General features: G+C 68.1%; 19 protein-coding genes and 1 riboswitch. Of the genes, 13 read left to right on the forward strand and 6 right to left on the reverse strand.

All coding sequences use genetic code 11. The features are described 5' to 3' along the window. Window positions 1–183: 183 nt before the first annotated feature. Together ACETK3_RS00635 and thiE are read right to left on the reverse strand one after the other, a co-directional pair. Window positions 184–1,665: an RNB domain-containing ribonuclease gene (locus ACETK3_RS00635; protein WP_237428556.1), complete on the reverse strand. Its 1,482-nt coding sequence runs from the start codon at window positions 1,663–1,665 to the stop codon at window positions 184–186. Window positions 1,666–1,704: 39 nt separating this feature from the next. After that, window positions 1,705–2,454, reverse strand: a complete 750-nt coding sequence (gene thiE, locus ACETK3_RS00640; RefSeq protein WP_237428555.1) for a thiamine phosphate synthase — start codon at window positions 2,452–2,454, stop codon at window positions 1,705–1,707. Window positions 2,455–2,481: 27 nt separating this feature from the next. Continuing rightward, window positions 2,482–2,601: riboswitch (TPP riboswitch) on the forward strand. On the opposite strand from thiE, the gene thiO reads away from it, so the two are divergent. The 3 genes from thiO to ACETK3_RS00655 all read left to right on the forward strand — a co-directional run bounded on the left by thiO (window position 2,594) and on the right by ACETK3_RS00655 (window position 4,975). Then, on the forward strand, window positions 2,594–3,922 hold the full coding sequence (gene thiO / locus ACETK3_RS00645) for a glycine oxidase ThiO (RefSeq protein WP_237428554.1): 1,329 nt from the start codon (window positions 2,594–2,596) through the stop codon (window positions 3,920–3,922). (Overlaps the previous riboswitch by 8 nt.) Continuing rightward, on the forward strand, window positions 3,919–4,155 hold the full coding sequence (gene thiS / locus ACETK3_RS00650) for a sulfur carrier protein ThiS (RefSeq protein ID WP_236798969.1): 237 nt from the start codon (window positions 3,919–3,921) through the stop codon (window positions 4,153–4,155). The genes thiO and thiS overlap by 4 nt, the downstream gene beginning before the upstream one ends. A gap of 4 nt (window positions 4,156–4,159) precedes the next feature. Then, window positions 4,160–4,975 (forward strand): thiazole synthase, encoded by an 816-nt coding sequence (locus ACETK3_RS00655; protein WP_272912518.1) that lies wholly within the window; start codon window positions 4,160–4,162, stop codon window positions 4,973–4,975. 67 nt (window positions 4,976–5,042) lie between these two features. On the opposite strand, the gene ACETK3_RS00660 is transcribed toward ACETK3_RS00655, so the two are convergent. From ACETK3_RS00660 to ACETK3_RS00670, 3 genes are all read right to left on the reverse strand, one after another. Next, the gene (locus tag ACETK3_RS00660; protein WP_237428553.1) at window positions 5,043–5,345 is read right to left on the reverse strand and encodes a hypothetical protein; all 303 of its coding nucleotides are present in this window, start codon (window positions 5,343–5,345) and stop codon (window positions 5,043–5,045) included. Between the two features lie 23 nt (window positions 5,346–5,368). Further along, window positions 5,369–5,593: a DUF3107 domain-containing protein gene (locus ACETK3_RS00665; protein WP_142133232.1), complete on the reverse strand. Its 225-nt coding sequence runs from the start codon at window positions 5,591–5,593 to the stop codon at window positions 5,369–5,371. A gap of 61 nt (window positions 5,594–5,654) precedes the next feature. Next, the gene (locus tag ACETK3_RS00670) at window positions 5,655–6,320 is read right to left on the reverse strand and encodes a TetR/AcrR family transcriptional regulator (protein WP_236798967.1); all 666 of its coding nucleotides are present in this window, start codon (window positions 6,318–6,320) and stop codon (window positions 5,655–5,657) included. Window positions 6,321–6,404: 84 nt separating this feature from the next. On the opposite strand from ACETK3_RS00670, the gene moeB reads away from it, so the two are divergent. Continuing rightward, a complete protein-coding gene (gene moeB / locus ACETK3_RS00675; RefSeq protein WP_236798966.1) occupies window positions 6,405–7,604 on the forward strand; it encodes a molybdopterin-synthase adenylyltransferase MoeB in 1,200 nt (399 codons plus the stop codon). 83 nt (window positions 7,605–7,687) lie between these two features. On the opposite strand, the gene ACETK3_RS00680 is transcribed toward moeB, so the two are convergent. After that, window positions 7,688–9,022 carry a glutamyl-tRNA reductase gene (locus ACETK3_RS00680; RefSeq protein ID WP_237428552.1) on the reverse strand — a complete coding sequence of 445 codons (1,335 nt, stop codon included), beginning with the start codon at window positions 9,020–9,022 and terminating at the stop codon, window positions 7,688–7,690. A 158-nt stretch (window positions 9,023–9,180) separates the two neighbouring features. Between ACETK3_RS00680 and hemE the strand changes: the two genes are divergently transcribed. The 9 genes from hemE (at window position 9,181) to ACETK3_RS00725 (ending at window position 19,029) form a co-directional block, all read left to right on the forward strand. Further along, window positions 9,181–10,275, forward strand: coding sequence for a uroporphyrinogen decarboxylase (gene hemE, locus ACETK3_RS00685; protein ID WP_142133236.1), 1,095 nt, complete (start codon window positions 9,181–9,183; stop codon window positions 10,273–10,275). Between the two features lie 4 nt (window positions 10,276–10,279). After that, window positions 10,280–11,785, forward strand: a complete 1,506-nt coding sequence (gene hemG, locus ACETK3_RS00690; RefSeq protein ID WP_237428550.1) for a protoporphyrinogen oxidase — start codon at window positions 10,280–10,282, stop codon at window positions 11,783–11,785. Between the two features lie 105 nt (window positions 11,786–11,890). Continuing rightward, entirely contained in the window at window positions 11,891–12,961 is a 1,071-nt protein-coding gene (locus ACETK3_RS00695; protein ID WP_237428549.1) for a hypothetical protein, read from the forward strand. 113 nt (window positions 12,962–13,074) lie between these two features. Further along, complete coding sequence (hemQ, locus tag ACETK3_RS00700) at window positions 13,075–13,776, forward strand: hydrogen peroxide-dependent heme synthase (RefSeq protein WP_237428548.1); 702 nt, start codon at window positions 13,075–13,077, stop codon at window positions 13,774–13,776. Next, the gene (locus ACETK3_RS00705) at window positions 13,773–15,014 is read left to right on the forward strand and encodes a ferrochelatase (RefSeq protein ID WP_237428547.1); all 1,242 of its coding nucleotides are present in this window, start codon (window positions 13,773–13,775) and stop codon (window positions 15,012–15,014) included. The genes hemQ and ACETK3_RS00705 overlap by 4 nt, the downstream gene beginning before the upstream one ends. After that, a complete protein-coding gene (gene hemC / locus ACETK3_RS00710; RefSeq protein WP_237428546.1) occupies window positions 15,011–16,009 on the forward strand; it encodes a hydroxymethylbilane synthase in 999 nt (332 codons plus the stop codon). The genes ACETK3_RS00705 and hemC overlap by 4 nt, the downstream gene beginning before the upstream one ends. Before the next feature lie 7 nt (window positions 16,010–16,016). Beyond that, window positions 16,017–16,898: a uroporphyrinogen-III synthase gene (locus ACETK3_RS00715; RefSeq protein WP_237428545.1), complete on the forward strand. Its 882-nt coding sequence runs from the start codon at window positions 16,017–16,019 to the stop codon at window positions 16,896–16,898. 59 nt (window positions 16,899–16,957) lie between these two features. Continuing rightward, the gene (gene hemB / locus ACETK3_RS00720) at window positions 16,958–17,941 is read left to right on the forward strand and encodes a porphobilinogen synthase (RefSeq protein WP_236798958.1); all 984 of its coding nucleotides are present in this window, start codon (window positions 16,958–16,960) and stop codon (window positions 17,939–17,941) included. Continuing rightward, window positions 17,938–19,029, forward strand: coding sequence for an LLM class flavin-dependent oxidoreductase (locus tag ACETK3_RS00725; RefSeq protein WP_237428544.1), 1,092 nt, complete (start codon window positions 17,938–17,940; stop codon window positions 19,027–19,029). Before hemB ends, ACETK3_RS00725 begins: the two co-directional genes overlap by 4 nt. Window positions 19,030–19,066: the final 37 nt, after the last annotated feature.

Raw genomic sequence — 19,066 nt, forward strand, 5'->3', positions numbered from 1 at the left:
ATCGCGGGCTATCTAAATGCTGGCACTGGTGACCAACGGGTAAATCTCAAGATCGCGTAGGGGCGGGCTTGTTGGTTTCAAATCGAGGAAATCAACGACCGGGCATCCAGTTCTACCCTTCAAGTCTAGCCGCATGGGCGTGGAACCACGGTTTCCTCCCGCCCGGGGCGTTCCGCTGGCCCTTTAGGAGACGAGTTCGAAGTGGATCTCCCGCGTGGTGATGTCTGAGGACACCAGCCGGACCCGGACCTTGGTGCCGGACTCCAGCTCGCCGGCGCAGCGCGCCGTCACTGCGGGTTCGGCAATCTGGATGATCCCGGAGCTGCCGTTGCCGTTCTTGCCGTTTTTCCCGTTGCCGTTAGTGTTCCCGTTCTGCGGCTTGGACCCGGAGATCACGATCGCGTCGAACTCCTGCCCGATGTGGTTCAGCAGCAGGGCCGCCTCCACAGTATCCAGGGCCAGGCGTTCCATCCGTGACGCCAGTTGGTCCGAGCCTGCCATGATGCCCGGCAGCAGCGGCAGGGCCTCCCGCGCCCAGCCGGGAACATCGCCGCCGTTGCTCAGGGCCTCGCAGATGACCAGCACGAAGCGGTCCACTAACCGGCGCAGCGGCGCGGTGGTGTGGGCATAGGCAGCGCCGATGGCGGACTGGATCCCATCCTCGGGGACGGTCCCGTCGAAGGCGGTGTAGGAGGCTCCGCGGAACAGCATGCCTGCCGAATGCATGATGGCCAGCTGCCGCGGATCGGTGGGGTCCAGGGACCGCAGATACTCGCCATAGCTGACTTCGCCGTCCCATGGCCTGCCCAGCACCTCGGTCTGCAGGCGAAAATGCTTCAGCGACCGTTCGTCCGGGGCCGGCATGGTGCGCAGGATGCCCACCTTGCCCTCCAGCATGAGCTGCGCCGCCGCCATCCCGGTCATCAGCGAAATCTGCGCGTTCCAGTCCTCCACCGGAAGCTGTGGAACAGCGTCAATCCGGTAGCCGCCGTCGGGCAGCTGGACAATCTCCTGCTCAGGCATGTTCAGGCTTGCACCTTCACGCGCCCGTTCCAGTGCCACCCGCTTCAGGCCCACCTCACGGAGCAGCTGGAGCACGGGCGGGGCGGTCCCGGCGTCGAGGGCTGCCTGGGCGCCCCGGTAGCTGAGCTTGTCGCGGCTGCGGACCCTCGCGCGACGGACGCTGACCGTCAGTACGGTTGCTTCGCCGTCGAGCGTGAAATCCCAGACGAAGGCCGAACACTCCTGGCCGGGCAGCAGGCTCCCGGCCCCTTCGCTGATGACCTCCGGGTGCAGTGGGATCCGGCCGTCAGGAGCGTAGAACGTCTGTCCGCGCCGCCGCGTCTCCGCGTCCAGGGGGCCTCCCGGCGCAACGAAGGCTGGAACATCGGCGATCGCGTACATCACGCGGTAGCCGTCCCCGTCCAATTCAATAAACACTGCCTGGTCCAGGTCCGTGGAGGATGCCGGGTCGATGGTGACAAACTCGACGGCGGTCAGGTCGTAGGACGGCAGCTGCAGCGCCGCAACGGCAGCCAGGGCGTCTTCCACGGCTTCTGCGGGATACGGGCCCGGAAGCTCAAGCTCCGTCCGCAGCAGGCCCAACGCCTCTTCCAAGGCGTTCTTATGGTCGTGGACGTTGGGAGCCAGCCGATGATGTGACACAAAATTCAGCGTAGCCCCAAGTTCCGCGATTAAGCAGGCTCAGGAACCGGCAGCGTCCAGCGCGTCGAGGAGGGAGGCAGCAGCTGCGGCGGGATCAGGGGCTTCGGTGATGGCCCGGACCACCACGATCCTGCGCGCACCCGCCTCCGCCACCTGGCGGACGTTGCCGTGGTCGATGCCGCCGATGGCAAACCAGGGCACCGGGTCCGCAGCCTGCCGTGACGCCTCGGCCGCGTACTTGACCAGTTCGGGACCGACGGCGGCCCTGCCGGGTTTGGTGGGCGTAGCCCAGACAGGGCCCACGCAGAAGTAGTCCAGCCCGGACGGTGCGGCAGTTGCGGCAAGGGCGGCATCCACCTGCTCGGGCGTATGGCTGGAGAGTCCGATGGCGGCGTTGCCGTCGACCAGCGTGCGTGCGGCCGCCAGCGGCAGGTCCTTCTGGCCGATATGGAACACCGGGGCCCCGGAAAGCACGGCGATGTCGGCGCGGTCGTTGACCGCCCACAGCTTGCCGCGCCGCACCGCCACTTCCTTCAGCACAGCCAAAAGGTCCAGTTCCTCGGCTGCCTCGATGGTCTTGTCACGCAGCTGAATGATGTCCACGCCGCCGGCAAAGGCCGCGTCCACGAACTCCGCAAAATCGCCGCGGTCCCGCCGTGCATCGGTGCAGAGATACAGGCGGGCAGCCTTAAGGGCCTCGCTGTCGCGGGCGTTGACAACCTCGGCATTGGCAACTCCGCCGGCCGGAGCGTGGGAACCTGCGGGAAGGGAAGGGGTGGTCGCATTCATGCCTGCAAGCCTAATTCCTCTAAACTGGGGAGGTACTGCGGGAGCCCGCGGCAGCTGTCACAAAGCGCCGGGCTGAGAGGGCGTCAGAGCCGACCGCTTGACCTGATCCGGTTAATGCCGGCGTAGGGAAGGAACCCAGATGCGTACCCCCGGCACCACCCAGCCCTCGTCCGTTGATGCGTCCATTCCCCCCACCCTTCGTGCCGACGTCGCCGTCATTGGCGGGGGAGTGGTGGGACACGGTATCGCCTGGGAACTGCAGCGTTCCGGACGCTCCGTCGTCCTCATTGACGACGCGCCAGGTTCCGGCGCGAGCTGGGCTGCCGCCGGCATGCTGGCCCCCGTGAGCGAACTGCACTACCAGGAGGAGGACCTCCTGGAACTCATGCTGGAGGCATCGTCACGGTGGCCGGCATTCGCGGCCGCCGTCGCCGATGCATCGGGCACGGATTCCGGATACCTCACGACGCCGACACTCGCCGTGGGCGCCGACGCCGCCGACCGCCGCGCCCTGATGGACCTGCGCACAGTTCAACAGGCGAGCGGGCTGTCCGTGGAACCCCTGACCGTCCGGGAGGCCCGCAAACGCGAACCCCTCCTCAGCCCCGCCATCGCCTGCGCCCTCGATACCCCGGGGGACCACCAGGTGGATCCCCGCCGGCTGGTGGCGGCCCTGCGGCTGGCACTGGCCGGCGGCGCCCGCGAAACGCACCACCTCGCCGTGGCAGGGGCAGTGGACGGTTACGCAGTGCCGGAGCGGGCAAGCGGGCTGTTGTGGGAGGACGGCATCGTTACGGGGGTTCGGCTCGCCGGTGGCGGCACCGTCCTGGCAGCGGAAACCGTGGTGGCCAACGGGCTGCAGGCGGGGGCGCTCGCGGACCTCCCCCATGGCCTCGAGCTGCCCCTGCGTCCCGTCCACGGGGACATCCTCCGGCTTGCAGTGCCCGGCCCCCTCCAGCCCCTGGTGACCGCAACGGTGCGGGGACTGGTGCACGGAGTTCCGGTGTACATCGTTCCGCGCCGGGACGGGACCGTGGTGATCGGAGCCACCCAGCGCGAGGACGCCCTGTCCGACGCCGTCAGTGCCGGCGGCGTCTACCAGCTGCTGCGCGATGCCCAGGCGCTGGTGCCCGCCGTCGCCGAGCTCGAACTTCTGGAATGCACGGCCCGGGCCCGCCCGGGAACCCCGGACAATGCGCCGCTGCTGGGAAGGGTGCCGGTGGACCTGGCCTTAAGAAGCGAAGGATCCGCAACGGAAGCCGGTTACGTTCCGGGGCTCATCATCGCCACCGGTTTTTTCCGGCACGGCGTCCTGCTCACACCCGCTGCAGCAGCCATCTGCACGGATCTGCTCGACGGAAAAGCCGACCCCCGCTGGGTCCCCTTCCGCCCGGGCCGGTTCTCCGGCCCGGGAACGGCCACCCACGGCCTCCACGACAATGGCACCCACACCAAGGAAACAGCGTGAACATCACCCTCAACGGAAACCCGCACACGGTGGCCGACGGCGCCTCCATCACCACACTCGTCAGCCAGGTCACCGGACGCCCGCTGGCTGACAACGGGCAGGCGACGGACGGCGGGAAGCTGGGCGTCGCCGTCGCCCATAACGCCCAGGTGGTGCCGCGCAGCCAATGGTTCGCCACGGCGCTCGCCGAGGGCGACGACATCGAACTCGTTACAGCAGTACAGGGAGGCTGACGCCATGACCGAAACCAGCACCATCAACCCCGCCGGGAACACCGGTGCCGGCGACGCCCTGGTGATTGACGGCGTCGCCCTGAAATCCCGCCTCATCATGGGCACCGGCGGAGCGCCCAGCCTGGACGGCCTGGGCGCAGCACTCCTGGCCTCCGGCACCGCCCTGACCACCGTGGCCATGCGGCGTTACTCACCCGCCGAAACCGGCTCGCTGTTCCAGCTGCTGGTGGACCACGGGATCCGGGTGTTGCCCAACACCGCCGGCTGCTTCACCGCCAGGGATGCTGTGCTCACAGCGGAACTTGCGCGGGAGGCCCTGGAAACGGACTGGGTGAAGCTCGAGGTCATCGCCGACGAGCAGACCCTCCTGCCGGACGCCGTGGAGCTCGTGGAAGCCACGGAGCAGCTGGTGAACCGAGGCTTCAAGGTGTTCGCCTACACCAACGATGATCCCGTACTTGCGCTGCGGCTCGAAAACCTCGGCGCCGCCGCCGTGATGCCCCTGGGCGCCCCTATCGGCACCGGCCTGGGGATCCTGAACCCGCACAACATCGAGCTCATCGTTTCGCGTGCGTCGGTTCCGGTGGTCCTGGATGCAGGCATCGGTACGGCGTCGGACGCCGCCCTTGCCATGGAGCTGGGCTGTGACGCCGTACTGCTGGCCACTGCCGTGACGCGGGCGCAGAACCCCGCCCTTATGGGCGAGGCGTTCAAACACGCCGTGATCGCCGGCAGGATGGCCCGGGCGGCCGGGCGCATCCCCCGCAGGGAGCATGCCCTCGCCTCGTCGGCAATGGAGGGCCGGGCGGAGTTCCTCTGACCGCGGACCTTAAACAGCTGTGGCCACCACCCGGACGGGTGGCGGCCACAGGCCGTTTACGGATGCCTTAGCGCCGCAGGATGGCGGTCAGCCGCTCCATATCGTGGCGTGTGCGGGTGCGGCCAAGATAGACCACAGCACCGATGGCGGCAGCAATGCCAAGGACCATGGGCAGGACCCAGGGGAGCCAGGTCAGGCCGGGCAGGTAGCCGAAACCGGCCGCCATGAGGATGATCCATGCCAGCGCCGCGACAGCCACGGCGACCCCCGCCGGCAGCACCGCGCCGTACTTGGCATGGCGCTTGTCATTGGCCCAGACAATGACACCGCCGGCGGCTGCAACCAGCACCACGATGGTCAACGAAAGCATGGATGCTCCCTTTCAGGCGCAGGCTAGAACTGGCCGAAGCCCACGCGGCGGACCTCTTCTGCCCCGATTTCCACGTACGCCAGGGCATTGCCCGGAACGATGATCAGGCGTCCCTTGTCATCCTTGAGGCGCAGCTCATTGCCTTCGCTGATGGCCTCGCCGACAACCTTGGCCACCGTCTCGGCATCCTGGGTCGATTCCAGTACGATTTCGCGGCCAACGTTCTGAACGCCGATCTTAATTTCCAAGGGGGCCTCCCAGCCTGTGAAGTTCTCGTACTTCTCTACGAGGTGTTGTCTTATTTGTAGTCTAGGACTCTTTGGGGAAGCGAGAGATTCCGCGCCAAGCTAAACGGTAGATGAGGTCGCTGGCCACATCGAGGTCCAGGTTGCCGTCGGTTTCCAGCCAGTACCGGGCACTGACCTGCGCCATTCCGGCCAGGCCGCGCCCCAGCAGTTCCGCCTCGAGATGGGGGAGCTTGGTGTCTTCCGCGATGACCCTTGCAATGGCGTCGGCGAAGGTGCGGTTGAAGGTTTCCAGCCGGGAGCTGACGTCGGGGTCGTTGATCAGGTCCGATTCGAAGACCAGCCGGTGGGCCTGGTCGTCGCTGGCGATGAAGTGGAAGTACGCACGCATGACGGCCTGGACGCGTTCGTCATTGTCCGTGGTGGAGTTCAGTGCCCCCAGCATCAGTTCGGTCAGGGACGCCAGGTGGCTTTCCAGCAGGGCGAGGTACAGGTCGCGCTTGGAAGGGAAGTGCTGGTACAGCACCGGTTTGCTCACATGGGCGGTTTCCGCGATCTCGTCCATGGCAGCGCCGTGGTAACCGTTGGCAACGAACACTTCCTGGGCCGCAGCAAGGAGCTGGGCACGGCGCTCATCCCGGGGCAGCCGGGCGGACCGTTGGCCTGCGGGGCGGGAGGGAGTTTGCGGTTCGGCTGCGGGCGGGCGGTCGGCCCGTGCTTCAGGGACCACAGTTATCCTTCTTTCCATTGCAGTTACCTTCACTTTACTGCGGGGTAATATGACCTGGCGGTATCCCGGGGCATACATTGAAGTATGGCTTCGTCTTTCACCGCAAATGTTTCAACTATTTCCCTCGATCCACTGGTGGAACCGGCTGCGGACCTGACTCCTGACGAGGTGGAACGGTATTCCCGGCACCTGATCATTCCCGAGATTGGTGCCCTGGGGCAGCGGAGGCTCAAGAACGCCAAGGTGCTGGTGATCGGCGCCGGCGGCCTGGGCGCCCCGGCACTGCTGTACCTTGCCGCAGCGGGTGTGGGCACCATTGGAATCATTGACGACGACGTGGTGGACCTGAGCAACCTGCAGCGCCAGGTGATCCATGGTGTGAGCGACGTCGGACGGCCCAAAATCGAATCGGCGCGGGATACCATTGCGGAGCTGAACCCGCTGGTGGACGTCCGGCTGCACAACGTGCGCCTGGACTCGTCCAACGCCCTAGGGCTGTTCAGCGGCTACGACCTCATCCTCGACGGTGCCGACAACTTCGCCACGCGCTACCTGGTCAATGACGCCGCCGCCATCCTGGGCAAGCCCTACGTGTGGGGTTCCATCTTCCGATTCGACGGCCAAGTCAGCGTCTTCTGGGAAAAGCACGGCCCCACGTACCGCGACCTGTATCCGGAGGCGCCGCCGGCGGGCTCCGTCCCTTCCTGCGGTGAGGGAGGTGTGTTCGGCATGCTGTGCGCTGCCGTGGGATCGCTGATGGTGACCGAAGCCGTAAAGCTGATTACCGGCGTCGGACGTTCCCTGCTTGGACGCGTGGCACTGTTCGACGCCTTGGGCGGCAGCTGGCGCGAGATCCGCGTGGCCAAGGACCCCGCCGCGGAACCCATCACCGAACTTACGGACTACGAGGCGTTCTGCGGCATTGCCCCGGCAGCGCAGGCCGATATCGAACACACCGTCACTGCCACCCAGTTGGCCACCATGCTGGCGTCCCGGAAGGCCGGGCTCAAAGACTTCGAGCTGGTGGACGTCCGGGAATCGGGAGAGTACGACATTGTCCGGATCGATGGTGCCAGGCTCATCCCGCAGGGACGCATCCTGGCCGGTGAGGCCTGGGACGAACTTCCGCAGGACCGGGACATCGTGTTCCACTGCAAGGCCGGGACCCGGTCCGCCAACGTGCTGGCGGCGGCACGGCAGGCCGGCTACCAGCGGGTCAGCCATCTCGACGGCGGGATCCTGGCCTGGGTGCGCGACGTGGAACCCGAAAAGCCCGTCTACTGACCGGCATGCTCTATCAGATATGGCTCCCAAACCGGTGGTTTGGGAGCCATATCTGATAGAGCAACTTGGGTCTTGAAGGGACCTCAGGCGGTTTCGCGGCCCTTGTGGTCCACCGGGCACTCGGCCTGGGCCAGTGCAGCGGAAGCGGCGGGGGAGGCGGCGGGCTGTTCGACCGTGATGCCGTACAGCGCCTCCAGCGCAGCCACGTAGTCGTCCTGCTGGCCGTTGGCGGCGAGTTCGCGGGCGCGGACCGTGGGAACGTGCAGCAACTGCTTGACCATGCGGCGGAGGGCGAACTCCACTTCTTCGGCGGCGGCGGTGCAGCCGTGCCGGGCCCGGACCTTTTCCATCTCCGCGTCCAGCACGTTCATCGTGTGGCGCCGAAGGGCAACGATGGCCGAGTCGACAGAGCGTGCTTCGCGTTCCTGCTCAAAGGCCTTGGCCGCACCTTTCACGATGCCGCTGGCCTGGGCGAGTGATTCCGCCTGTTCCTGCGGTGCCGCGAGCCGCACCGACTCAAGGGTGAGCAGTTCAACGCCCTCCAGCTCGCCGACGGCGGGGTCGAAGTCATGGGTGAGGGCCAGGTCGATGGCGATCAGGGGCTGCGCGGAGTCGGCGCGTACCTGGGCCAGGTCATCAGCCTCAACGCGGGTGTCCGAGCCGCTGCAGCCGATCATGACGTCGGCAGCAGCCACGGCGGGACGCAGGGAGTCCGCGTCCAGGGCCACGCCGCCGCGCGAGGCCACGAACCCTTCGGCCCGGCCGGATGAGGAGAAGACGGAGATGTCCGTGCAGCCGCGCTCGCGCAGCAGTGCCATGGTGGCGCCGGCGTAGGCGCCGGTCCCGAAGAGCACCACCTTCTTGGTGGACCAGTCGGGGCTTTCGGAAAGATCGGTGGCCAGGTCCAGCGCCACGGAGACGATGGAAAGCCCGCGGGAACCAAGGGCGGTCTGCGCGCCCACGTCCTTGGCGGTCTTCGAGGCCGCCTGGAACAGCCGGACCAGGCCGGCGCTGGCGGTGCCGTCGTGCTGGGCGTTGATCAGCGCCCGCCGCACCTGGCCGGCGATTTCACGTTCACCCACGACGGCGGAGTCCAGTCCCGCGCTGACGGCGAACAGGTGCTGGGTGACTTCCGGTCCGGTACGGGTGCTGAAGGACCGCGAAACGAGGGGTTCGGCCAGGCCGCTGGCCTCGCTGATCCGGGATACGAGGGCCGCCCGGGCCGCTTCGACGTCGTTGGGGTTGGGGGCTTCGCCGTAGATTTCGTAGCGGTTGCAGGTGGCAAGGACCACCGCCCCGGCCACGGCAGGGGATTCGGTCAGCGCGGATGCGGCAATCCCGGAGGAACCGTTGCTCAACTGAGCAACGGTTTCGAGATCGATGTCGGCGTGTGTAGCCACCAATGAGAAAAGAACCACAGCAGACCAATCATAGCTTTTTCGTTGTCCGGTAGAACAACCTCCGGAAAGGATAGTCGCCACACTCTGCAGTGATTCGCGCCACCTTGCCGAAGTGGGCCCGGACAGCGACAGGTTGTCGTTATCTTTTGCTGCTCTTTTTGGGCACAATCAAAAGCATGACTCCTAGCCCCGCCGTCTCAGCTGCCGGCGCCCTCGCCGCAGACCATCCATTGATGGACGGCCGCACCGCCGACTCCCCGCTGATCACGGCGTACCGCGGGGGCAAGCCGTCCCGCCGTCCCGTGTGGTTCATGCGCCAGGCTGGCCGGTCGCTGCCGGAATACCTGAAGGTACGCGAGGGCATCGCGATGCTGGACTCCTGCCTCCGCCCTGAACTGGCATCCGAGATCACGCTCCAGCCCGTGCGCCGCCACGACGTGGATGCCGGTATCTTCTTCTCCGACATCGTGATCCCGCTGAAGCTGGCCGGCGTCGGAGTGGACATCGTGCCCGGGGTGGGGCCCGTCCTGGAGAAGCCCGTGCGCACAGCGGCCGACGTTGCCGCCCTGCCGCAGCTCACCTGGGAAGCGCTGGAGCCCATCCGCGAAGCCGTCCGGCTCACGGTGGCGGAACTGGGCAAGACGCCCCTCATCGGCTTTGCCGGTGCACCGTTTACCCTGGCTGCCTACATGGTGGAGGGAAAGCCGTCCCGCGACCACCTTGGCCCCCGGACCATGATGCATGCGGATCCCGAGACCTGGGCCGCCCTCGCCAACTGGGCTGCTGACGCCTCCGGCATGTTCCTCCAGGCCCAGCTCGAGGCAGGTGCCTCGGCCGCCCAGCTCTTCGACTCCTGGGCGGGTTCGCTGGGACTGGCCGACTACACGAAATATGTTGCGCCGGCGTCGGCCCGTGCCCTGGACCATGTCCGCCACCTCGGCGCCCCGCTGATCCACTTCGGCACCGGCACCTCCGAGCTCCTCGTTGCAATGCGCGATGTCGGTGTGGACGTGGTGGGCGTTGACTACCGGCTGCCGCTCGATGAGGCAAACCGCCGCCTGGGCGGAACCGTCCCGCTGCAGGGAAACATCGACCCCGCGCTGCTGTCGGCCCCCTGGGAAATCCTCGAGGCCCACGTCCGCGAGGTCATAGCCGCGGGATCGGCAGCTCCTGGCCACGTCCTGAACCTCGGCCACGGGGTTCCCCCGGAAACGGACCCCGACGTCCTGACCCGGGTCGTGAAACTCATCCACTCCATCTCGCCGGAGTAAACCCATGGGCAGCTCGCCGGCCGCGGCCGGCACAGCGCTGGTGGTGGGCGGCGGGATCTCCGGGCTCCTGTCCGCCCGGGAACTTGCCGCGGCCGGTTATGAGGTGACCGTCCTTGAAGCGGGGACGGCGTGGGGCGGCTGCGTGGGCAGCCACATGGTTGCCGGGCTCACGCTGGACAGCGGCGCCGAGTCGTTCGCCACAAGGTCCGACGCCGTTGCCCGGCTCTGTGTAGAGCTCGGCCTGGGCGAAAAGATCGTTCCTCCGAGGCCAGGCGGTGCGTGGGTCCAGCTTCCGGACGGGCCCCGCGAACTGCCCAGGACAGGAGTCCTGGGCATCCCGGCGAACCCGTGGGATCCTGAGGTTCGCCGCACCCTGGGCATGCTTGGCTCGTTGCGCGCCTCCCTGGACCGCTTCCTGCCTGCCTCCGTAGGCGCCGGTGCGGGTGTTACCAGCGTGGCCGCCCTGGTCCGGGCCCGGATGGGTTCGCGGGTGCTGGAGCGGCTCGTCTCGCCGGTGGTGGGCGGCGTGCACTCGGCCGACCCCGGACTGCTCGACGTCGACATGGTGGCTCCGGGCCTGCGTGCAGGCCTGCGGAAACACGGTTCGCTCGCTGCCGCGGTGTTGGCGCAACGCCGCCGCGCCGGTGCTCCGGCCGCCCAGCAGGCACAGCAAGGACAGTCACCGCAGCCTGGTAAGCCGGCCAAGGCAGGTTCCGCCGTGGCCGGCCTCGAAGGCGGCATGCACACCCTGGTGGATGCCCTGGTATCGGATCTCCAGCGCCTGGGCGTGACGCTGCTGCCGGGCACTGCCGCCACGGCTGTCGCCCGCACCCGGGACGGCTGGCGCGTCGAAGTGGCCGGAACTTCCTATAGCGCCGCCCTGCTGGTCATGGCCGTGGACGGACCCGCCGCCGTCGAACTCCTGGAAGGTGCGGTTCCTGCCATCGCAGGGAAAAAGCCCGCCTCCGGGCCGGACGTCAAGCTCGTGACGCTGGTCCTGGATAAACCGGACCTGGACGCAAGGCCGCGTGGAACCGGAATCCTGGTGGCCCCGCAAACGCCTGGGATCCAGGCTAAGGCCCTGACGCATGCCACCGGCAAATGGGACTGGCTCGCTGCTGCCGCCGGTCCGGGGAGGCACGTGGTGCGCCTCTCCTACGGCCGGATGGACGGCGAACCTGCCCCGGCAGCGGCATCGCCATCCGAAACAACGGTGCAGCCGGGCGGCCCCGAAACTGATGATGAGCTTTTTGCGGCTTCCCTCCGGGACGCCTCCGGACTCCTCGGTGTCCGGATCGCGGAGGAGGACGTGCAGGGCTGGGACGTGGTCCGCTGGCGCGGAGCCCTGCCGTTCGCGGCCGTGGGCCACCGCGCGCGGGCAGCGGAAATCCGCAAGGCCTGCACAGCTGCCGGCGGGCTGGCCGTCGTTGGCGGCTGGGTGGCCGGGAACGGACTGGCTGCCGTGGTCGCCGACACACGTGAGCAAATCGGCCAACTGGCCGCCGCCTGAGCATCGCTGCTGGTCAACCGGCCACCCCGGGATTCCGGGGCCGTCCAGGGCACACCCTGCCGAGCCTTCCGGTTTTCAAACGGCCCACCATTCTGGTTAGGGTCGATGACTATGGTTTCAAACAGGTCCGAGCTTTCACTGTCCCGGACCGGTATCCATGGGGGACTTCGACGCGGCACCGCAGCAGCGGCCGTCGGAGCGGTACTGGTTCTTTCCGCCGGCGTCCAGGCAGCATTGGCTGACGATGCAGTTTCCACTCCCCAGGACCCGCCGGTGCAGGCGTCCCCGGTGGCAACTGCTGATGCGGGTGTCGCCCCACGCCAGGAGGCCATGACGGTTCAGCGCGGTTCAGAGGGGGATGGGAAGATGCCTGCCGCCGACGCCCAGCGTCCGACGGCTCCCGCCCTCCCCGCAGTGCCTGGGGCGTTGCGTCCAGCCGTGACGGCTTCCCTGTCCACCGCCATCCCCACGGCAACGGCTCGGGCCACAGCCGCCGCCTCCATGACGGCACTTCCCCTTCCCGACCTTCCGCTCCCGATCGTCTCAGGCACGCCGCTGGTTACGGGCGGGCAGGCCAGCGCGCCTACGGCCACATCTTCTCCGGCACCGTCTTCTCCAGTGCCTGCCTCGCCCGGATCGCCAACTGAGGCCGGGCCTTCCGCGGCCTCCGTGCCAGGCACTGCCCCTGCACCCGGCAGGTCGCCTGCATCCGGCACCGCCCCTGCCGTGGGCGCCCCGGTTGGAGCAGGCGCGCAGGCCCCAGCACCGGTTCCTCCATCGGGCGCATCGGGAACCGACCCACTGGCTGTGGGGCAGACCGGCGGGGCGCAGGCATCCGGGACTGGTACGGCGGGGGCGGCAGGAATGCCAGGGGCAGCCGCTTCCGGCATTGCGGGATCTACCGCAGCCGACGCGAGCCAAGCATCTTCGGATCCTGTGAGCGCATCGGCTCCGGTGCTGCCGACTGATCTCCCCACCACCCTGTCCATCAACGCCCGCCAGTCCCTGCCCACCCGTGCCCCGCAGGCTGCCGGTGAGCCCGCGGAGCCGGGCCGGGCCGTTTCATCCACCGGACCGCTGCCGGACGTGCCCGATGCCATGGTGTGGCTGGGGGCTGGACTGGTCGGCGTGGGGGCCGCGGCAGGGCTGGTATTCCTGCGCATGCGCCGCCTCTAGCAGTCCTCCTGGAGACTGCCTGCTGCACTGCCAAATGTGACTTTGCTCACTTCTACGTGTTGTAGAAGTCTTCGGTTTCGTCTTGGAGGCGGGGAGGGGGCAAACTTGTAACCATGAGCCACACTTCTGCCGAATCTGTCACTAAAACCGAAGAATCAGCCGAGCAGTTCTTTACCCTTTGGACGGTCTTCAAGCGGTCGGAATCAGTGGTCCGCAGCGCCGACGCCGCCGCCGACTTTGAAGCGCTGCTGGAGCGGCTCGCCGCTGCCGGCGTGACGCACCGGGGCAGCTACGACGTCTCAGCCATGCGCGCCGACGCCGACGTCATGGTGTGGCTCCACGGTTCCAAGCCGGAAGCGCTGCAGCAGGCCATCCGGGACATCCGCCGCAGCACCCTCTTTGCCGGCACCGAGATTGTCTGGTCCGCCATGGGCGTGCACCGCGAGGCCGAGTTCGCCAAGAACCACACCCCCGCCTACTCCCGGGGCGTAGCTCCCGCCGAGTGGCTCTGTGTCTACCCGTTCGTGCGCTCCTATGAGTGGTACATCCTGCCGGAGGCCGAGCGCGGCAAGATGCTCCGCGACCACGGCCTGCTGGGACGTGACTTCCCGCAGGTCATCTCCAACACCGTGTCTTCCTTCGCGTTGGGTGACTGGGAATGGATCCTGGGCCTGGAGGCGCCGGAGTTGGTGGACCTGGTGGACCTGATGCGCCACCTGCGTGCCACGGAGGCCCGCAACCACGTCCGTGAAGAAGTCCCGTTCTACACCGGACGTCGTGTCTCCGCCGACGAGGTTGCCGAGGTGCTGGCATGAGCCCCGAGCAGCAGGCAACATCGGTCAACCTGGTGACCGAGGCCGGCCGCATGGCGCCCAAGAATTACGACGCCGTCCTCCTCGCCTCCTTCGGCGGTCCGGAAGGGCAGGAGGACGTCATTCCGTTCCTCCGCAACGTCACCCGCGGCCGGGGGATTCCGGACGAGCGGCTTGAGGAAGTCTCGCACCACTACCGCGCCAACGGCGGAGTCAGCCCCATCAACCAGCAGAACCGCGAGCTCAAGGCAGCGCTGGAAGCCGAACTCGCTGCCCGCGGCATCGACCTGCCGGTCCTGTGGGGCAACCGCAACTGGGCGCCCTACATCCCGGAAACCCTGCAGGAAGCGTACGACGCCGGCCACCGCCGGGTGCTGATGCTCACCACCAGTGCCTACTCCTGCTACTCCAGCTGCCGCCAATACCGCGAGGACATCGGCATGGCGCTGACGGAGACCGGCCTGGACGGCCGCCTGGAAGTGGACAAGGTCCGCCAGTACTTCGACCACCCCGGCTTCGTGGAGCCGTTCGTGGAAGGCACCGCCGCCGGCCTGGCCGACGTCCGCGCCAAGCTCGCGGAAGCGGGTACGCCGGACGCCCCGATCCACGTCCTGTTCGCCACCCACTCCATCCCCACCCGGGACGCCGAGGCCGCGGGCCGGTCCGAGGGGGAGCCGCGCGGGTTCGAGGAAGGGTCCGCCTACGTGGCCCAGCACCTCGCCAACGCAGGCGCCGTCATGGACAAGGTCAAGGACGAATCCGGGCAGAGCGCACCGTGGTCCCTGGTGTACCAGTCACGTTCCGGTGCCCCGCACGTGCCGTGGCTGGAACCGGACATCAACGACGCCATCGAGGAGCTTGCCGGTCAGGGCGTCAAGGGCATCGTCATTGTTCCCCTCGGCTTCGTCAGCGACCACATGGAAGTTGTCTGGGATCTGGACACCGAGGCGATGGAAACCTGCGCCAACCTGGGCCTGGCCGCCACCCGCGTCCCCACGCCCGGGACGCACCGGAAATTCGTCGACGGCCTGGTGGACCTGATCTGTGAACGCACCGTTGCCAACAACATCGCCGACCGGCCCGCCGTCACGGACCTTGGCCCCTGGTACGACGTCTGCCGGCCGGGATGCTGCGCCAACTTCCGCGGCGAAAAGCCCACCATCGCAGGGGCAGACACCACCGTCGGCACCGGCCACGATCCGTACCCTGCCGACGCAGCCGGGAAAACGGCCCAGCTGTGACGGTCCGGATCGGAACCCGCGCCAGCAAGCTGGCGCTCACCCAGACCCAGCAGACCGCAGACCAGCTGGCCGCCGTCGGAGGTTTCCCGGTGGAACTGGTGCACGTCCGCACCGACGGCGACGTCCTCACGGGGTCGCTGTCCCAGATGGGCGGCACGGGCGTGTTTGTTGCTGCCCTGCGCGACGCGCTGCTGCGCGATGAGTGCGACGTGGCCGTTCACTCGCTCAAGGACCTGCCCACCGGGGCAGCGGTAGGGTTGGCTCTCGCCGCCACCCCGCGCCGGGTGGATGTCCGCGACGTCCTGTGCGCCCGCGACGGGTTCAAGCTCGCAGACCTGCCGGCCGGTGCCCGCGTCGGCACAGGTTCGCCCCGCCGCGCAGCCCAGTTGCGCGCCGCCCGTGCGGACCTGGACATCGTGGATATCCGCGGCAACGTCGATACCCGCCTGGGCCGTGTCCCCGGGTTGCCCGGCAACTCCACTGACCAGGTGGTGCCCGGCAAGTCCTGCGACCTGGATGCTGTGGTCCTCGCCGCGGCCGGCCTGGAGCGGATCGGCAGGCTGGACGCCGTCACTGAGTACCTCGAAACCGACGTCATGCTGCCCGCCGCCGGCCAGGGATCCCTGGCCATCGAGTGCCGCACGGCCGACGCCCCGCCAAAGCCGGGATCAAGCGAGGGCTCCCGGGCCGTCCTGGCCCAGGCCCTGGCCGCGCTGGATGACCCCGACACCCGCCTCGCCGTCACCGCCGAACGCGCGCTGCTGGCCCGGCTCGAGGCAGGGTGTGCAGCCCCCGTCGGCGCCTACGCCTACCGGAAGGGCAGCATGCTGCATCTGGAGGCCGTGGTGTGCGCCGTCGACGGAACGGACATGGTGCGGGACAGGCGCGCCACGGACGGGCTGACAGAAGTCGGTGCCACCCTGCTGGGAATCGAACTGGCCGAAGCCCTCCTCGCCGCCGGAGCCGCCGACATCGCAGACCTGCAGGCGTCCTGACCTGGCAATGACGCAGCCTTCCAGCAGATCCGGACAGAACCACCCGAACGGCGGCAAGCTGCCCGGCGGAGTCCGGGTCCTGGTCACGCGCAGCCCCGAACGCTCCGCAGACCTGGTCGCGGCACTGCAGGAAGCCGGTGCCTCGCCGGTTCTGCTTCCGCTCATCGACTTCGAACGGGCCCCGGACCAGCACGCGCTGGATGTCGCCTGCGACGCCCTGGCAGCGGGTGCCTTCGACTGGCTGGTGGTCAGCAGTGCCACCACCGTGCACGTCCTGATGGAAAAGGCGGCCGAACGTGGCCTGCGCATGGACCAGATGGTTTCTTCCGGTACGCAGGTCGCCGCCATCGGTCCGGCAACACGCCGCCTGCTGGACTCGGGCGGAGTTCAGGTAACCCTCACGCCGGACGCCGAGCAGTCTGCTGCCGGCCTGCTTGCTGTGTGGCCCGGCGGCGGCACAGTGTTCCTGCCCCAGGCGGACATTGCCGCACCCACCCTGGCGGAAGGCCTGACAGCGGCGGGCAGTGCCGTTGAGGCGGTAACCGCCTACCGCACCGTTGACTACCCGGCGGCAGCGGAGCGAAGGCTCGGCGTGCATCCGGAGGACGGCGACGCCGGCCCGCAACCGCCGTCGTACTCCCTCCTGACGCCTGAAGCCGCCACGGCAGAGATCGCGGCCGGAAAGATCGCCGCCGTGATCGCGGCCTCCCCGAGCGCCGTCCGGCGGATCGCTGCGCTGGGGCCGCTGGCGGCTTGCAGGCTGGTGGCCATAGGACGCTCGACGGCGGACCAGGCCGCCGCCCTGGGCCTGGACGTGGCGGCGGTGGCGGCTGAGCCGACGCCGGACGGGCTGGTGGCGGCCGTGGCCAAAGCACTCAACCCGCCCTGACCGGGACCGGCACGTTTACCTCCAAAAAGGCTTCACAACCAATGCGAAGGACAGGATCCATGACTTTCCCCAACCAACGCCCCCGCCGCCTGCGCACTACCCCCGCGATGCGCCGGCTGACCGCCGAAACCCGCCTTGCACCGGCCGAACTCATCCTTCCGGCCTTCATTCGGGAAGGCCTCACCGAACCCAACCCCATCACGTCGATGCCCGGGGTGGTCCAGCACACCACCGACACCCTGAAGCGCGCCGCGGCGGAAGCCGTTGAGCTCGGCCTCGGCGGCATCATGCTCTTCGGTATCCCGGAAACCCGCGACCCGGAAGGCTCGGCTGCGCTGGACCCGGACGGGGTGCTGAACAAGGCCATCCGGGACGTCCGTGCCGAGGTGGGCGACGACCTGGTGATCATGAGCGACGTGTGCCTGGACGAATTCACCGACCACGGCCACTGCGGAGTGCTCGACGCCGACGGGTACGTCGACAATGACCGCACCGTGGAGATCTACGCCCGGATGGCCGTTGCACAAGCGGAGGCCGGGGCGCACATGCTTGGCCCTTCGGGCATGATGGACGGCCAGATCGCCGCGATCCGCTCGGCCCTGGACGAGGCCGGCCACGTCAACACCTCCCTCATCGCCTACGCCGCAAAGTACGCCTCGGCGTTTTACGGTCCCTTCCGCGAAGCCGTGGACTCCCAGCTCAAGGGCGACCGGCGGACCTACCAGATGGACGCCGGCAACCGCACCGAAGCCCTGCGCGAGGTCGAACTCGACCTCGCTGAAGGTGCGGACATCATCATGGTCAAGCCGGCCATGAGCTACCTGGACATCGTGGCGGATGTGGCCGCGATGAGCCCCGTGCCCGTGTCCGCGTACCAGATCTCCGGTGAGTACGCGATGATCGAAGCCGCCGCCGCCAACGGCTGGATCGACCGCCGGGCCGCCATCACCGAATCCGTGCTGGGCATCCGGCGCGCGGGCGCCCACACCGTCCTCACCTACTGGGCAGCCGAACTGGCCGGCTGGCTCAAGGAATCCCGATGACGGACGGGCCTGCTGCTGGGCGCACCGCACCGGGACCCACCGCACCGGTGGGGGAGGAGCGGATCCTCCTGGGCCTGAACACCTTTGGCGACGTTGGCGAAAATCCCGACGGCAGTCCTCAAAGGCACGCTGAGGTCCTGCGCCAGCTGCTGGAGCAGGCGGAACTGGCCGACGCCGTCGGGCTTCATGCATTTGGCGTGGGGGAGCACCACCGCAAGGACTACGCTGTGTCCGCGCCGGAGGTCTTCCTGGCTGCCGCTGCGGCGCGGACGTCCCGCATCCGGCTGGGCTCCGCCGTAACGGTCCTGAGTTCCGACGATCCCATCCGGGTTTTCCAACGGTTCGCCATGGTGGACGCCATCTCCAACGGCCGCGCCGAAGTGATGCTGGGCCGCGGATCGTTCGTGGAGTCCTTTCCGCTGTTCGGGCTGGACCTGGCGGACTACGAGGTCCTGTTCGAGGAGAAACTCGAGCTGTTCGACAAAGTGCGGGCGCAAAAGCCCGTGCACTGGGAAGGCCGCACCCGGCCCGCACTCGCCGGCCTGAGCGTCTACCCGCCGCTGGAGCACCACCTGCTCCCAACGTGGATCGGGGTGGGCGGAACGCCCGAATCCGTGCTCCGCTGTGCCCAGTACGGCTACCCGATCATCTTCGCCATCATTGGCGGCCAGCCGCGGGCCTTCAAGCCCCTGGCGGATCTCTACCGCGAGGCGATGGTCAAGTACGGGCACCCGATGCAGCAGATTGCCACCCACTCGCCGGGGCATGTGGCCGAAACCGACGAACAGGCCCGGGAAGAGCTGTTCCCGCACTGGCTGAAGCTGCGCAACAAGCTGGGAGCCGAGCGCGGTTGGGGGCCGGCGGGGCGGGGCGAGTTCGACGCCCTCTGCTCCACGGAAGGTGCCCTCTACGTTGGATCGCCGGAAACGGTGGCCCAAAAGATCGTCCGGCTCAAACGGAACCTCGGCGTGGACCGCTTCGACCTCAAGTACAGCAATGGGCCGCTTCCGCACGCGGCCATGATGCGCTCCATCGAACTGATGGGTACCGCGGTGGCGCCGCGGGCGGCGGAGCTGCTCGCCGGCTGACCGGGCCTTCCGGTTGACTGAGCTGCCCTGCCAACTC

Source organism: Arthrobacter sp. E44 (genome assembly GCF_041877125.1).
Classification (GTDB): Bacteria; Actinomycetota; Actinomycetes; order Actinomycetales; family Micrococcaceae; genus Arthrobacter.